The following is a 14,846-nucleotide window of genomic DNA, read 5'->3' on the forward strand; positions in this document are numbered from 1 at the left end:
CGGCGAGCCTGCGTCAAGCCGATCAGCGCCGGGTCAGCGCCGGCTGAGCGCGTTACAGTGCGTGCATGGTCCGGTTCGGCGTGCTCGGTCCGCTCGTGGCCGAGGACGAGCGGGGCCCCCTGGCGCTCAAGGGCCCGCGGCACCGGGCGGTCCTGGCGCGGCTGCTGATCGCGCGCGGCCGGGTCGTGCCGGTGGACGTCCTGGTCGACGACCTCTGGCCGGACCCGCCCGCGGGTGCGGTCGGCGCGCTCCAGACGTTCGTGTCCGCGTTGCGCCGCGCGCTGGAACCCGATCGGGCGCCGCGGACTCCGGCCCGGCTGCTGGTGACCTCGGGACCCGGGTACGCGTTGCGCGCGGAGTCCGTCGACGCTTGGAGTTTCGAGGCGGCGGTGACCACGCCCGGCGCGGCACTGTCCCAAGTGGACGAAGCGCTCGGCCTCTGGCGCGGGCCCGCGTACGCGGAGTTCGCCGACGAGCCCTGGGCCCGCGGCGAGATCAACCGCCTCGACGAGCTGCGCCGGCTGGGCGTCGAGCGGCGGGCGGCGGCGCTGCTGGAGCTGGGCCGCGCGGCCGAGGCGGTACCGGACCTGGAGGCGCACGTCGAGGCGTGGCCGTTGCGGGAGGACGGCTGGCGGCTGCTCGCGCTGGCCCTCTACCGGGCCGGGCGCCAGGGTGACGCGCTGGGCGCGTTGCGGCGGGCGCGGCACGTCCTGGCGTCGGAGCTGGGCATCGACCCGGGTCCGGGGCTGCGTCAGGCGGAGGCGGACATCCTGGCGGCGACTCCGGCCGTCTCGCCCCTGGTGGGACGCGCGGACGAACTGGCCCGGCTGGCCGCGGAGGCAACCACCGCCCGCACCGGCCGGCTGCGGCTGGCGCTGATCTCCGGCGAGGCGGGCGCGGGCAAAACCGCCTTGGCGGAGGCGTTCTCGGCGCGCCTGGCCGCCAACGGCTGGACCACGGCGTGGGGCGCCAGCCCGGACGACGAGGGCCTGCCCGCGGTGTGGCCGTGGACCCGTGTCCTGGGCGAGGCCGTGGCGCTCGATCCCGAACCGGGCGGCGATCCCGTGGCCGCGCGGTTCCGGCGGCACCGCGCCGTCGCCGCCCACCTCGCCGCGCTCGGCCGCAAGGCGCCACTGCTGCTCGTGTTCGACGACCTCCAGTGGGCCGGCGCCGAAACCCTCACGCTGCTGGCCTCCGTCGTCGCGAATCCGTCGGTGCGGCGCGTGCTCGTCGTCGGGACGCACCGCAGCACCGACCTGCCCGCCACCCTGGCCGGCTTCCTCGGGCGCGTCGCGCGGGCCGAACCCGCCCGCGTCTACCTGGGCGGCCTCGGGGCCACCGAAGTGCGTGACCTCGTCCGCGCGACGCTCGGCCACGACGTCCCCGCGCCCACCGCGGCGGCGATCCACCGGCGCAGCGGCGGCAACCCGTTCTTCGTGCGGGAGCTCGCGCGGCTCTTCGACGCCGACTCCGACGCCGTCGTGCCGCCCGGGGTCCGCGACGTCGTCCGCCACCGCACGTCGCAGCTGCCCGCCGGAACGCGGGAAGTGCTGCGCCGCGCGGCGGTGCTCGGCCGCGACGTCGACCTCGGGCTGCTCGGCTCGCTGGCCGGCACCGACGTCCTCGACGACGTCGAAGCCGCGGTCCGGGCCGGGTTCCTGGTCGAGCCCGCGCCCGGGCGGGTCCGGTTCGCGCACGACCTGGTGCGGGACACGCTGTACCACGATCTTTCGCACACGCGGCGCGCCCGCTGGCACGCCGACGCCGGCGCCGCGCTGGAGCGGCTGCGCCCCGACGACGTCGACGCGCTGGCCCACCACTTCCTGCTCGCGGAAAGCCCGGCCGCCGTGCGGTACGCGCGGCTGGCGGCGGAGCGCGCCGAGCGCCGGGTGGCCCCGCACGAAGCGGCGCGGCTGTGGCGGGCCGCGCTCGACCGGGCCGGCGACGACGTCCGGGAGCGGCTGGACCTGATCATGGGGCTGGTGCGGGCGCTGGCCGTCACGGGTGCGCTGGCGCAGGCCCGCGAGCACCGCGCGGAAGCCGTGACGCTGGCGGAGTCCCTCGGCGACCCGGTGCTGACCGCGTCCGTGCTGGGCGCGTTCGACGTCCCGGCGGTGTGGACGGCCAACGACGACCCGGAGCTGGCCGCGCGGATCGTCACGGTCGTCGAGAAGACGCTGGTCGCGCTGCCGCCGGAGCGCCGCGCCGAGCGCGCGCGGCTGCTGGCGACGCTCACGCTGGAGCTGCGCAACACCGGCGGCGACCGCGGCCGGGAGGCGGCCTTCGAAGCCGAGGCCCTGGCGCGGGAACTGGGTGAGCCGGCGCTGCTCGCGTTCGCGCTCAACGCGCGGTTCATGCAGGCGTTCGACCGGGCCGGGCTGGCGCCGGAGCGGGCGCGCATCGGCCGTGAGCTGGTCGACGTCGCCGCGGCGCACGGCCTGGTGACGTTCGAGGTGCTGGGGCATCTGGTGCTGGTCCAGGCGTTTTCGGCACTGGCCGACCTGCCCGCGGCCGACGTCCACGCCGAGGCGGCCGACCGCCTGGCCGCCGACCACGACCTGCCGCTGGTCGGCGTGTTCACGCAGTGGTACCGCGCGTTGCGTGCGAGCATCGCGGACGACCCGGCGGCGGAAGCGCTCTTCCGCGCGGCGGCCGCCCGCCTCCCGGGGACGGGCATGACCGGCCTGGAGGACGGCATCCTCGACTTCGCCCTGCAGTGCCACCGGGTGCAACGCGGAGCGTCCACAGTGGACTATACGGGCGACGCCCCGCACGACCTCCTGTACGAGGCCCGCCTGTCCCTCCAGGCTCTGACGGCCATCAACACCGGCGACGTCCCCGCCATGACCCGCCTGTACGACGCGCTCCTCCCGGCAGCGGCGGAGCTGGCCGGCGCGGGCAGCGGCCTGCTGACGCTCCGCCCGGTGGCGTTCTACCTGGCCGAACTCGCGACGGCCCTAAACCTTCCCGCGGCTTCGCACTACCGCCAAGCCCGGGAACTGGCCCGCCGCTGCAAGGCCCCGCACTGGATCGCCGCCCTGGAATCCCACACCTGACGCCGTGTCGACCCCCCAATCACACGTGATGTCCCGCCAATCACGCGAGATGCGCCCCCAATCACGCGAGATCCGCCTTCAATCACGTGAGATACGCGGCTAATCACGCGAGTTCGGCGTACCTGGACGGTCGGCTCACGTGCCTGGAGGGTCGGCTCGCGTGATTGGAGGGTCAGTTCGCGTGATTGGCGGGTCGACACGCGTGATTGGAGGGTCGACACGGGGGCCGCGCGAAAACCGGCACCGCGGCCTGCGTGCGGCGCCTACCCTGGAGCGGGTGAGCGACAGCGAGAACTTCGAGGGGCGCGACGTCGGGTCCGGGATCTCCGTCATCCGGGAAAGCAGCGACGTCGTGGGGTCCGGGCCGCGGCTGCATCGGCATCCCTATGCCGAGACGTTCGTCATCATCCGGGGGCGGGCGCGGTTCACCATCGGTGACGCGGAACGTGACGGCGGTGCCGGGGACGTGCTCGTCGTCCCGGCCGGCACCGCGCACAAGTTCGCGGTGCTCGGCCCCGGGGTCTACGAGGCCGTGCACATCCACGAAAGCGACCACTTCATCACCGAATACCTGGAGTGACGCGCTAGACCTCGTTTTCGCCGATCATCGCGCGCAGCTTCTGGAGGGCGCGGTACTGCGTGATGCGGACGTTGCCCGGCGAAATGCCCAGCGACTCCGCCGTCTCGTTCGCCGACAGGCCGACGACGATCCGCAGGGACAGGATCGCCTGGTGCAGCGGCGGCAACGTCGCCATCAGCCGGCCCAGGCGGGCGCCGAGGTCCATCTCCAGCACGTGGTTCTCCGGCTCGTTGCCGCCCAGCGGGCGGTCCGGCAGCTCCGACACCGGCTTCGAGCGGTCGCGCGCCACCGAGCGGAACGCGTCGGCGACCTTGTTGGCCGCGATCGCCCGCACGAGGTACAGGAACGAGCCGCCGCGGTCCTGGTAGCCCGGCAGCACCTTGAGCACCGCGAGCAGGACCTCCTGCGCGACGTCGTCGGCCGAGAGGTACGACAGGTCGCGGCCGCCGATCCGGGCGCGGCAGTAGCGGGCGACCGTCGGCTTGATCAGCCGCAGCAGCGCCTGGATCGCCGCCGGGTCACCGGTGCGCGCCGCCGCGACCACCGGGTCGAGGTCCTCCTTGGTCAGCCGGCCTTCCGGTCGCGGCAGTTCCTTCAGCACGGTGTAGCCGTCGACCTCTTCGGCCGGAACCGTGTCCAACGCCATGGTCTCCATGGGGTTCCCTCCTCGTTCCGGCCACCCGGAAATACCTACTCCGCAGGAACTCGTTTTCTGTTCCCGCATTCGATTATCGAGGCGCTGACCAGCAACGTTGCAGTGCTGTGGTTCTTGTCCACATATTGTCCGTTAACGAGAAACGGCCCACTCGGCATACCCGGCGGTCGGCCCCCGCCCGGCTGGTCAGATTCTTGACAGTAATCGCCACACCGCGGGAACCGGTAGCGAAATCGCGCTGCGCACCGATGCTTCGCCCGTGACCGCCCCCTACCCCCAGGACCTCCACCGATGATCACCCATTGAACGCCACCGGAGAGTGTGCCCCGATGACGGATTCCGATTCCGGCCCGCACGGTTACCCCGTGACGGACCGGTTCGACGTCTTCCTGTGTTCCCCGCGAGCCGACCCGGCGGTGGAACGGGTCGAAGAAGCGCTCGAAGCCGACGGGCTGCGCGTATTCCGGGCCCGGTTCGACGATTTCGACGCGTCCATCGACGCCCTCGGTGGATCGCGCGTCCTGCTCGCCTGCTATTCACCCGCCCTGCCGGCGGAATACGCGTGCCAATGGCAGCTGACGGCCGCGCTGGCCGCCGCCTGGCACCACGGCGACCCGGCGGATCGCGTCCTGGTGCTCAACCCCGAATCCGACACGGCGCACCTCGAGCCGGCCGAACTCCGGGACGCGAGGTTCGCCGTGACCTCGGCGAACGTCGTCGCCCAGGTCCGCGCGAAGGTCGCCGCGACCGACGTCCCCCTGGGCCGGCCGGGCCCGCCTGCCGGCCGCTACCCGGCGCTCTGGGCCGTCCACAGCGCGCTCTTCCCGGGCGCCACCGCGGATCCGCGGCCGGTGGTCGTGCGCGGCCTGCCCGGCATCGGCAAGACGGCGCTCACCGAGCAGTACGCCTGCCTGTTCGCCGGCGCCTTCCCCGGCGGGGTGCTCCGGACCGGCCCGTTCGGGCACCTCGACCCGGACGACTTCCTCGCGCAGTTCCCCCTCGCGCTCGCGCGCGCCGCCGCGGACCGGCTCGGCACCGACGTCTCCGGGCTGGACCTCGACCGCCTGCGCGCGCTGCTCACCGACCGGATCGACGCCGCTCGCGAGCGGGTGCTGGTGCTCGTCGACGACGTCCCGGCCGGGCTGCCGCCCGCGGTCCTCGACCGGCTCGTGCTGCCGGGCGACCACGTCCGCACCCTGGTCACCAGCCGGTCGGGCCGGTGGGACGCGGCGACCGTGGACCTGGCCGGCCTCACCGGCGAGGAGAGCCTGCGGCTGTTCCGGACGCCTGCCGGCCACGCCGAGCGCGCGGCCGTGCTGCGGTTCGCCGACCGCTGCGACGGCCACCCGGTCACCCTGCGCGCCGCGGCGCTCCGGCCGCCGGCCGGCGAGGTGCTCGACGCCCTGCCGGACACCGCGCCGGAAGCCGTCCGGGACCTGCTCGCCGGACTCGGCGCCGCGGCCCGGGACCTGGTCCGGCTGGGTGCGGTGCTCGCGCCCGTCCCGGTCCCGCCGGAGTTCGCCGCCGAGGTGCTGGGCTCTCGTGCGGAAGCGGCGCTCGTCAGCCGCGGGCTCGCCACCGAAGTGGACGGCGACCTGCGGTTCCTGGGCCTCACCCTCGACGTCGCCCGCACCGGCCTCGACCCGGGTGACCTGCCCGGCCGCGCCGCCGACGTCCTGCTCGCCTGGCTGGCCGGCCACCGGGGCCGGCGTGACTTCCTGCTCCAGCACGCCCGCGCTCTCGCCGAAACCGCGCCGGCGCACCGGGTGCGGCTGCTGCGGCCGGTCGCGGCGGCGTTCGAAGCTCAAGGGGATCCGACGACGGCCGGCGAGATCCACGCCGTGATCCTGTCGAGCGGCGAGGCGACGGCCGCGGACCACACCCGCGCGGCCCGCGTCGAAATCGCTTGTGGCCTGTACCCGGAGGCCGTCGGGCACGCGCGTGAAGCGCTCGTGCTGGCGGACAGCGAAGCCGAGCAGTACGCGGCCGGCCTGACCGCGGCGCAGGCCCTGGACTGCCAGGGCGACTACGCCGAAGCCGACCGGACGTTCTGGCGGCGCATCGGGGACCGGCTGCCCGACGACGGCGGCGAGCGCTACCGGGCCGCCGTCGTCGCGGCGCAGGCCCACCGGCTGCGCGGCCGGCCGCGGGAGGCCGTCGCGCTCCTCGAACCGGTGCTCGCGGAGCTGCGGGACGCCCCGCCGGACGGCGACGAACCGGCGTCCGTCCGGCTCGAACACGCGCGCAGCCTGCAGCTGTCCGGGCAACCGCGACGGGCGCGGGAGGTTGCCGGCGAGGTCGTCGCGGCCTACCACGCGGCGGGCCGGGAGCGGCACGTCCGCTGCGGTGAAGCGGAGCTCGTCCGCGCCGACGCGATGCTGGCGCTCGACCTGGCCGACCTGCGGGCCGCCCCGGCCGACTGGGAGCGCTCGGCGGCCGAACTGCGTGAGCTGGAGGAGAGCTACGCGCGCCGTTACGGTTCGGAAAACCCGCTGACCCTGACGGCCGCGGCGCACGCCGACCGCGCGTTGCTGGCCCTGGGCCAGCCCAAACGCGCGCTGGCCGTGCTGTCCGCGACCGAGCGGGTCGTGCTGCGGGTGCTGGGCGGGGACCACCGGCTGCGGTACCGGATCCGGCACGGAATGGGCCTGGCGCACGCCCAGCTGCGCGAGTTCGGCCGCCAGGCCGAGCTGCTGGAAGGCATTGTGGAGCCGCAGATCCGGCTGCTCGGCCGGACCCACCCGGAGACCATCGAAAGCCGCCTCGACCTCGGGATCGCGCTCGCGCTGAGCGGTCACGGCCCGCGTGACCGGGCGACCGGGCTGGTCGACGGCGCCGCGCTGGACGTCGTCGACGCGCTCGGCGTCAGCACCGAGCTCGCGGCCAAAGCGCAGGCCGCCCGGCAGGTCGTGCGGCTGCCGCAGCCGTTCGTGTCGGCGTTGTTCACCGTCGAACGGCTGATCTGGCCCGGCCGGGCCGGGGTCAGTTGACGTCCGCGGGTTCCCAGCGGATGCCGTAGGCGAAGCCGGGGGCGAGGTGCCGGAACCGGACGTGCACCTCGCCGGAGTCGTCGGCCTTGAGCAGCGTCCCGCGCCGGGACGTGTCGCGCGCGTCCTCCTGGAAAGCCTTTTCCAGGAGGACGATGTGCTCCGGCACCCGGTCGCCGAACTTGACGTGCAGGTCGAACAGATCGCACGGGTGCCGCGGCACGCACACGTAGTGCGGTTCCCGGATGCTCGCCCGGAACCGCAACGCGATTTCGTGCTGTTCCCCGCGCCGCAACGGTTCCGGCAACCGCAACGCCAGCCCGATCCGGTCGCTCGACTCCATCGCCCGGCTGGTCAGCACACCACCGTGGAAGACGTCCACTTCCAGATCCGACTCGTGCACGGATTCGCCTGACTTCGCGGCCGCGCTCAGCGTCAGCGCCAGATCCAGCTCGGTGATTTCGTCGGCGTCCGCGACGACCCGCCGGAATTCGAACGCCTCGGCCGACGGGTCACCCAACGTCAGCGCGACCCGCAGTTCTTCGGTGTGCCAACTGCGGCTCGGATACCGCGGTCCGGGATCCGGCTCGGTCACCTTGACCGCCATTGCCGCGATCTGTTCGATGCCTTCGTCGATACGACGGCGCACCGTCCGGTCGTCGCGCTGCAGCGTGATCGCCGCCCAGTGCACCCGTTCCTGGTAGAAGGGCTTGCGGGCGCTCTCGTGCAGCGCGAACGCGGCGAGCAGGACGATCTTCAGGTCCTCCGGCAGCGCCTCGACCAGCGGCAGCAATCGGCCGGACAGTTTACGCTGCAGCACGGCCTGGTCGTCATCTTCGAGAATGCCGCATATCTCGCGCAGCGCCGGCCCGACCCGTTCCCCCAGCGGTGTGGTGAAAATTCCCCTCCCCTTGCGGAGAATCTTCAGCTCGCCGACCACATCCGCCGCTTTGAGGACCACCGTTCCTCCCCTCGCCGTTCCGCGCACGGTCGTCAATACTCGTCAGCCCCGCGGCCGCTGTCCAGTCGATCATGGCACGACATACGGATCGTTATGCCGCGGTTTCCTTTCCTCTCCTTGTGGGAAACGGGAAACTCCTTGCCGGGCCGTTCCGGGCGGCCGCATTCTTGGCGGGCCGCGGCGATTCTGCGGCAAAAAACCGAAGACCACGGGGTGAACCCCGCGCCGAGTGCTGCCCTGGTGCGCACTGTCGAAGGAGTCGAAATGACGGTTGCCGGTGCGTTTTCACCACTCCGGTGGCCGGGCCGCCTCCCTGGTCTTCGCCCGCCGAGAGGAGGTGCGCCAACCATGCAGACCCACGCGATCGGGCTGATCCTCGCCCTGCTGACCGTCGTCTTCGGCTGAGGACGGGGCCATGCGTGACGAACACGGGCTGTGCGCACAGCGGCCGGCCGGGCCCCGGAACCCGGCCGGCCACCCCCGGCGACGCTCCGGCGCCGTCATAATGCTCCTGCGACGAGGGTGGGTACTGATGAACGAACGAGCGACGTTCGGCGCGGAACTGCGGCGCCTGCGCCGGGCGGCCGGGCTCTCCCTGACCGGCCTCGCGGACCGGGTCCACTACAGCAAGGGTTATCTGAGCAAAGTGGAAACCGGGCTGACCACACCGAATCCCGCACTCGCCGCGCTGTGCGAGGCCGAGCTGGACGCGCCCGGGGCGCTGACCGCGCTGCTCCCCCGCGAACCCGCGCGACGGCGCACCCGCCCCGACGTCCGCGCGTCCGGGCTGCCGCCCGCCACCGGCGACTTCACCGGCCGCACCCCGGAGCTACAGGCGGTGCGCGACGCGCTGGAAGCCGAAAACGGCGTCTGCGTGATCTCCGGGATGGGCGGGGTCGGCAAGACGGCGCTGGCCGTCCGCTGCGCGCACCGGCTCGAAGCGGTGTTCGCCGACGGCTGCCTGTTCGTCGACCTGCGCGGGCACGGCGAGACGCCGGTCGACCCGGCGGCCCTGCACGACCGGCTGCTGCGGGTGCTCGGCGTGCCCGCCGAGCGGATCCCGGCCGACCCGGACGACCGCGCCGCGCTCTACCGCTCCCGGCTGCGCGGGCGCAGCCTGCTGCTGGTGCTCGACAACGCGGCCGACGCGGCGCAGGTGCGGCCGCTGCTGCCGGCCGAGCCGAAGTGCCGGGTGCTGGTGACCAGCCGGTCGCGGCTGAGCGCGCTCGACGAGGCCCGGCACGTCTCGCTCGACGTCCTGCCCGCCGGCGCGGCGGCCGCGCTCTTCACCGCGCTCACCGGCGCGGACGCCGCCGACGCGGCCCGCGTCGCCGACCGCTGCGGGCGGCTCCCGCTCGCCGTCCGGATCGCCGCGGCCCGGCTGCGCGCCCACCCGGCGTGGGACGTGGCCGAGCTGGACCGCCGGCTGGCCGTCGAAGCCGACCGGCTCGGCGAGCTCGACGACGGCGAGCGCAGCCTGTCCGCGGCCTTCCGGCTGTCGGCGCGTCAGCTCAGCGACGCCGAGGCCCGGCTGTTCGGCCTGCTCTCGCTGCACCCCGGCCACGACCTCGACGTCCGCGCGGCGAGCGCGCTGGCCGGGCTCGCCCCGCGGGAGACCGACCGGCTGCTCGACCGGCTGCACGACGCCTACCTGGTCACCCAGCCCGCCGCCGACCGCTACGGCTTCCACGACCTCCTCCGCGCCTTCGCCGTCGAGACCGGCGAAGCCGCCCTCGAGCCCGAGGAGCGGCAGGCGGCCTTCCGGCAGCTCGCGGCGTTCGCCGTGCGGGACGCCGAACGGGCCGACCGGCTGCTGGCCCCGCAGCGCTACCGGCCGGTGGTCACCTACCCCGGCGGCCTGCCCGAGCCGGGGCCGCTCGACGGCGTCGCGTGGTTCCGCGCCGAGTGGCCGAACCTCGTCGCGCTGTGCCGCCGGGCCGGCGAGCTCGGCGAGCACGAGCGGTGCTGGCAGCTGGCGTTCTTCCTGCGCGGCTACTTCTTCCTGGCGAAGCTGTGGGACGAGTGGATCGCGACGCACCGCTGGGCCCGCGCGGCGGCCGAAGCGGCGGGCGACCGGTGGGCGCTGGCGACCACGACGGCGAACCTCGGGATCGCCCTGATCGACCGGGGCGACCTCGACGGCGCGTCCGAGTGCTACCGCGAAGCGCTCCGGGAGTACCGCGCGATCGGTGACCGCCACGGCGAGAGCACCGCGCTCGCGCACCACGCCTGGACCGACCACTACCGCGGCGAACACCAAGCGGCCCTGCGCGATTTCGGGACGGCGCTGGAGTTCTACGTCCAGACCGGCAGCCGCCGCAACGCCGCCATCACCGAACGCGGCATCGCGCTGGTGCGCGTCGCGCTCGGCGAAGCCGCGGAGGCGGCGGAACTCGCGGCGGCCACGCTGAGCGTGTTCGACGAGCTCGGCCTGGACCTCGACGCCGTGCTGGCGCTCAACTGCCTGGGCTGGGCCCGGTTCCACACCGGCGAGCTCGACCTCGCCGCGGCGGCCTACCGCGAAGCGGCGGCGCGGGCGGAGGCGTGCGAGAGCGACCACGAAGCCGCGCGGGCCTACACCGGCCTGGGCAACGTCGCGGCCGCCCGCGGCGCGGCTTCGGAGGCGGCGGGGTACTGGGCGCAGGCGGACGAGAACCACCCCGGCCTCGACCCGGTCGTGGTCGGCGAAACCCGCGTCCGGCCGGCGTAACGGCGGCTCCGGACCCCCGGCTCCGGGGTCATGCCGAGCCGCCCCCGGGTCTTCGTGTCGTATTCGCACGACGACGAGGACCACAAGACGCTCGTGCGCCGGTTCGCCGAGTTCCTCCACCGGCACGTCGGCCTCGAGGTGTACACCGACGGCGAGGAGCCGCCCCACGTCGGCCGGGGTGCGCAGTTCGAGGGCGCGGTGCTGCGGGACCAGGTGACCGGCGACATCGACGAGTACACCGCGCGGATCCTGCCGGTCGTGCTCCCCGGCCGGGCGGTCGACGAGATCCCGCGGTTCCTCAACCCGTACTCGACGACCCACTTCGTGGTCCGGCAGTTCCAGGTGGCCGACTGCTGCTCACCACCGAACTGAACCCGGTCTCGAAAGGACCGGACGTCCGGCTTTCCGCCGTGCGCATCGACGGCACGCACTACGGGCACGGCATCGCCCACCGCTGCTCGATGTTCTGCGGCGAACCCCGCGGCGTCGTCGAGTACGACCTCGGGCGGAAGTACCGGAGGTTCGAGGCCGCGGCCGGCGTCCTCGACGACGCCGCGGACTCCGGCCGGACCGGCCACTTCGAGGTGTTCCTCGACGGCGTCGCCCAGCCGGGCGCCACCGTGCGGCTCGGCACGCCCGCCCACTTCGAGCTGGACGTCGCCGAGGTGCTGCGGCTGCGGCTCGTGGCCTACCGGCCCGACACGACCGGGTCACCACTGCCGGCGGGCGCGCGGATCGCGGGCGGTCTGTCGAACGGCCTGCCGGAACTCGGCTGGGGCAATCCGGTCCTGACCACCTGATCGCCGTTCTCGTGCCCGCGCCGCGGAGCACGAGCAGCTGGGCGAGGCGCTAGCCGGCCACGATTCGGGTCAGCACCGACGGGACGGCGCTTTCCAGCTCCTCCGGGACGTCGGGCGCGCCTGCCAGGTGCCGCAGCAGGGCTTGCTGGAACAGGCCGTCGAACAACGCGTACGCGACCGGGGCCGGGACCTCCACCGGGGTCTTCGCGAGGTCTGCGTAGCGCGTCACCACGTGCCAGATCATCTCTTCGCGGCGGCGGTCGATCTCGAGGACGTCCGCGCGGAACGACTCCTCGAACAGGCTCTGGTTGCGCAGGTCGTACCAGAGGCGGTGCATCTTCGCGTCCGCGCGCAGGGTGGCGGCCATCGCCGCCGCGAAGTCGCGCTTCAGCTCTTCAGCCGTCTGGGCGCGGGCCACGATCTCGTCGTAGCGGGTGACGCAGACTTCCTCGAACTGGCGGACGCAGTGGGTGAGCAGGTCCACCTTGTCGGCGAAGTAGTAGTGCAGCACGCCGTGCGAGAACTCCGAGTTCTGGGCGATCTCCCGCAGGCTCGTGCGCGCGTAACCGAGCTCGGCCAGCGTCCGCAGCGCCGACCCGGCCAGCTGCGCCCGCCGCTCGGTGAACTTGTCCACCCCGCTGCGGGAGATGCGCTCCCGGGTCCGCTCCTTCGCCTGCGTCACCTGCACCACCTGCCGGTTCGTCCTGCGTGCCGGACTCAGTCTATCGGGGCACCCGGGACGCGGCCGGAGAACCGGCCCGCACACCACACCGGACGTACCCGGGTACGCGCGCTGCCGTAGGCCCAAGTGCCGTACGCCGGGGGACGCCCCCGGCGGCCCGGATCCCGAGGATGGGTGGCAGCGAAAAGGAGGGACCCATGACACGCCGTCTCGGCGCCCGGGCCCGCAAGTGGTACCTGGTGGCCCACATCGTCTCGGGGGGCGCGTGGATCGGGATCGACGCGGTCCTCGGCATCCTCGTCGCCACCGCGCTGATCTCCGGTGACCCCGCCGTCGTCGCCACGAGCCTGCAGGCGCTGGAGCTGTTCGCCGTGTGGCCGATGCTGATCGCCGCGCTCCTCACGCTCGGCACCGGCGTCGTGCTCGGGCTCGGCACGAAGTACGGCCTCGTCCGCTACTGGTGGGTGGCCGTGAAGCTGGCGGTGAACGTCGTGATGGCGCTGCTGATCCTCTTCGCGCTGCGCCCGGGGCTGTACGACGCGGCCGAGTACGGCCGTCAGCTCGCCGCCGGAGTGCCGCCCGAAGGCGACCCGGCCGGCCTGCTCTACCCCGTGATCGTCGCCCCCAGCCTGTTGCTGTTCGCCAGCGTCCTCTCGGTCTTCAAGCCGTGGGGCCGCGTCCGGAAGGAGACCCGTGAACCTGCCCGTCGAAACGATCGCCCTGACCAAACGCTACGGACCGGCCGCCGCGGTGGCGGAGCTGAACCTGTCGGTGCGCGCCGGTGAGGTCTACGGCTTCCTCGGCCCGAACGGCGCCGGCAAGACGACGACGCTGCGGATGCTGCTCGGCCTGATCCGGCCGACGTCCGGCCGCGTCCGGCTCTTCGGCGCCGAACCGGGCCCGGCCAGCCTCGCCCGCGTCGGCGCGCTCATCGAAGGCCCCGCCTTCTACCCGTACCTGTCGGGCCGGGCGAACCTGCGGGTCCTCGCCGACCACGCCGGTGTCCCGCGCGCCCGCGTCGACGCCGTGCTCGACGTCGTCACCCTGACCGATCGGGCCAAGGACAGGTACGCGACGTACTCGCTCGGCATGAAGCAGCGGCTCGGCCTCGCGGCCGCGCTGCTGAAGGAGCCCGAACTGGTGGTGCTCGACGAGCCGACCAACGGCCTCGACCCGGCCGGGATGGCCGACATGCGCGTCACGCTGCGCAAGCTCGCCGCGGACGGCTGCACCGTGCTGCTCTCGAGCCACCTGCTGGCCGAGGTCGAGCAGATCTGCGACCGCGTCGGCGTGCTCGACCACGGCCGGCTCGTCGCCGAGACGACCGTGCCGGACCTGCGGGCGGGTGGCGCGCTGCGCGTCGTCGCCGGGCCGCTCGACCAGGCCCGCGCGCACCTCGGCCGGCTGCTCGGCGCGGACCGCGTGCACGCCGACGGCGCCGCGCTCGAGCTCGACGTCGACCCCGGCGAGGCCGGGCGGATCAACGCGGCGCTCGTCGGCGCCGGCCTCGACGTCAGCGAGCTGCGCTGGCGCGAACCCGACCTGGAACAGACGTTCCTCGCCCTGACCGGAGGTACCCCCGATGCCGCGTGACATCCGTGCCGAGCTCCTGAAGCAGGCGCGCCGGCCCGCGAGCTGGCTGCTGCTGGCCGTCGCCGTCGTGCTGACGCTGACCTTCGGCTACGCCGTCCCCTACGCGGGCCTGGGCGGGGCCCCGGCGGCCGGCGGGCCCGGCGCCGGGCGCGGGCTGAGCGCGATGCTGCCGGACGCGTTCGTCGGCAGCGCGCTGGGCGGGCTGCCGATCTTCGTCGGCGCGCTCGCGCTGATCTTCGGCGTGCTCGTCGCGGGCAGCGAATACGGCTTCGGCACGTGGAAGACCGTGCTGGTGCAGAACCCTTCGCGCGTCACGGTGTTCGGCGCGAAGCTGGTCGTCGTCACGGCGGCGGCCCTCGCCACGGTGCTGACGCTGTTCGCGGCGACCGCGGGCGCGAGTGCGCTCGTCGCGTCGCTGCAGGGCCAGGCGCTGGTCTGGCCGAGCGCGTCCGACGTCCTGCTGGGCCTCGGCGCCGGCTGGCTGGTGACGGCCATGTGGGGCGCGCTCGGCGTGCTGCTGGCCATCGGCCTGCGCTCGGTCGCGCTGCCGATCGGGCTGGGCCTGGTGTGGCTGCTGGCCGTGCAGAACCTGCTCGCGTCGGTCGCCGCGCCGCTGCTGACGTGGGTCGCCGAGCTGCAGAAGGTGCTGCCCGGGCCGAACGCCGGCGCGCTCGCGGCGTCGTTCGGGGCGAGTGCCCCCGGGGTCGGGCAGATCGTCGGGTCCGGGCAGGCCACCATGGTGATCGCGGGGTACCTGGTCGGGTTCGCCGTGCTCGGCGGGTGGCTGCTCCACCGGCGTGACATCGCCTGATGGTGCCGGTG

At 74.0% G+C, this 14,846-nt stretch carries 12 protein-coding genes; 9 read left to right on the plus strand and 3 right to left on the minus strand.

Features of this window, described 5'->3' with window-relative positions:
• Positions 1–65 precede the first annotated feature (65 nt).
• Positions 66–3,056 carry a BTAD domain-containing putative transcriptional regulator gene (locus OHS58_RS27485; protein ID WP_328644483.1) on the plus strand — a complete coding sequence of 997 codons (2,991 nt, stop codon included), beginning with the start codon at positions 66–68 and terminating at the stop codon, positions 3,054–3,056.
• A gap of 277 nt (positions 3,057–3,333) precedes the next feature.
• Positions 3,334–3,636, plus strand: coding sequence for a cupin domain-containing protein (locus OHS58_RS27490; RefSeq protein ID WP_326943903.1), 303 nt, complete (start codon positions 3,334–3,336; stop codon positions 3,634–3,636).
• Between the two features lie 4 nt (positions 3,637–3,640).
• Here OHS58_RS27490 and shbA read toward each other — a convergent pair whose 3' ends face one another.
• Positions 3,641–4,291 carry an RNA polymerase sigma factor ShbA gene (shbA, locus tag OHS58_RS27495; protein WP_326943904.1) on the minus strand — a complete coding sequence of 217 codons (651 nt, stop codon included), beginning with the start codon at positions 4,289–4,291 and terminating at the stop codon, positions 3,641–3,643.
• Between the two features lie 329 nt (positions 4,292–4,620).
• Here shbA and OHS58_RS27500 point away from each other — a divergent pair, with 329 nt between their 5' ends.
• Complete coding sequence (locus OHS58_RS27500; RefSeq protein ID WP_328644484.1) at positions 4,621–7,281, plus strand: toll/interleukin-1 receptor domain-containing protein; 2,661 nt, start codon at positions 4,621–4,623, stop codon at positions 7,279–7,281.
• On the opposite strand, the gene OHS58_RS27505 is transcribed toward OHS58_RS27500, so the two are convergent.
• On the minus strand, positions 7,274–8,239 hold the full coding sequence (locus OHS58_RS27505; protein WP_328644485.1) for a hypothetical protein: 966 nt from the start codon (positions 8,237–8,239) through the stop codon (positions 7,274–7,276). The genes OHS58_RS27500 and OHS58_RS27505 overlap by 8 nt on opposite strands.
• A 532-nt stretch (positions 8,240–8,771) precedes the next feature.
• Between OHS58_RS27505 and OHS58_RS27510 the strand changes: the two genes are divergently transcribed.
• Genes OHS58_RS27510 through OHS58_RS27520 form a run of 3 tightly spaced genes read left to right on the plus strand, consistent with a single transcriptional unit; the run spans position 8,772 to position 11,749 of the window.
• Positions 8,772–10,949 (plus strand): ATP-binding protein, encoded by a 2,178-nt coding sequence (locus tag OHS58_RS27510; RefSeq protein ID WP_328644486.1) that lies wholly within the window; start codon positions 8,772–8,774, stop codon positions 10,947–10,949.
• A 30-nt stretch (positions 10,950–10,979) separates the two neighbouring features.
• On the plus strand, positions 10,980–11,321 hold the full coding sequence (locus tag OHS58_RS27515; RefSeq protein ID WP_328644487.1) for an SEFIR domain-containing protein: 342 nt from the start codon (positions 10,980–10,982) through the stop codon (positions 11,319–11,321).
• A 38-nt stretch (positions 11,322–11,359) separates the two neighbouring features.
• Complete coding sequence (locus tag OHS58_RS27520) at positions 11,360–11,749, plus strand: NPCBM/NEW2 domain-containing protein (protein WP_328644488.1); 390 nt, start codon at positions 11,360–11,362, stop codon at positions 11,747–11,749.
• A gap of 49 nt (positions 11,750–11,798) precedes the next feature.
• Here OHS58_RS27520 and OHS58_RS27525 read toward each other — a convergent pair whose 3' ends face one another.
• The gene (locus OHS58_RS27525; RefSeq protein WP_328644489.1) at positions 11,799–12,431 is read right to left on the minus strand and encodes a TetR/AcrR family transcriptional regulator; all 633 of its coding nucleotides are present in this window, start codon (positions 12,429–12,431) and stop codon (positions 11,799–11,801) included.
• Positions 12,432–12,628: 197 nt separating this feature from the next.
• Here OHS58_RS27525 and OHS58_RS27530 point away from each other — a divergent pair, with 197 nt between their 5' ends.
• From OHS58_RS27530 to OHS58_RS27540, 3 genes are read left to right on the plus strand one after another with little or no spacing between them, the layout of a single operon-like run.
• The gene (locus OHS58_RS27530; RefSeq protein ID WP_328644490.1) at positions 12,629–13,216 is read left to right on the plus strand and encodes a hypothetical protein; all 588 of its coding nucleotides are present in this window, start codon (positions 12,629–12,631) and stop codon (positions 13,214–13,216) included.
• The gene (locus OHS58_RS27535) at positions 13,125–14,024 is read left to right on the plus strand and encodes an ABC transporter ATP-binding protein (protein WP_328644491.1); all 900 of its coding nucleotides are present in this window, start codon (positions 13,125–13,127) and stop codon (positions 14,022–14,024) included. The genes OHS58_RS27530 and OHS58_RS27535 overlap by 92 nt, the downstream gene beginning before the upstream one ends.
• Positions 14,014–14,835, plus strand: a complete 822-nt coding sequence (locus OHS58_RS27540; protein WP_328644492.1) for an ABC transporter permease — start codon at positions 14,014–14,016, stop codon at positions 14,833–14,835. Before OHS58_RS27535 ends, OHS58_RS27540 begins: the two co-directional genes overlap by 11 nt.
• Positions 14,836–14,846 lie beyond the last annotated feature (11 nt).

The sequence above is a fragment of the Amycolatopsis sp. NBC_00348 genome (assembly GCF_036114655.1).
Taxonomy (GTDB): domain Bacteria; phylum Actinomycetota; class Actinomycetes; order Mycobacteriales; family Pseudonocardiaceae; genus Amycolatopsis.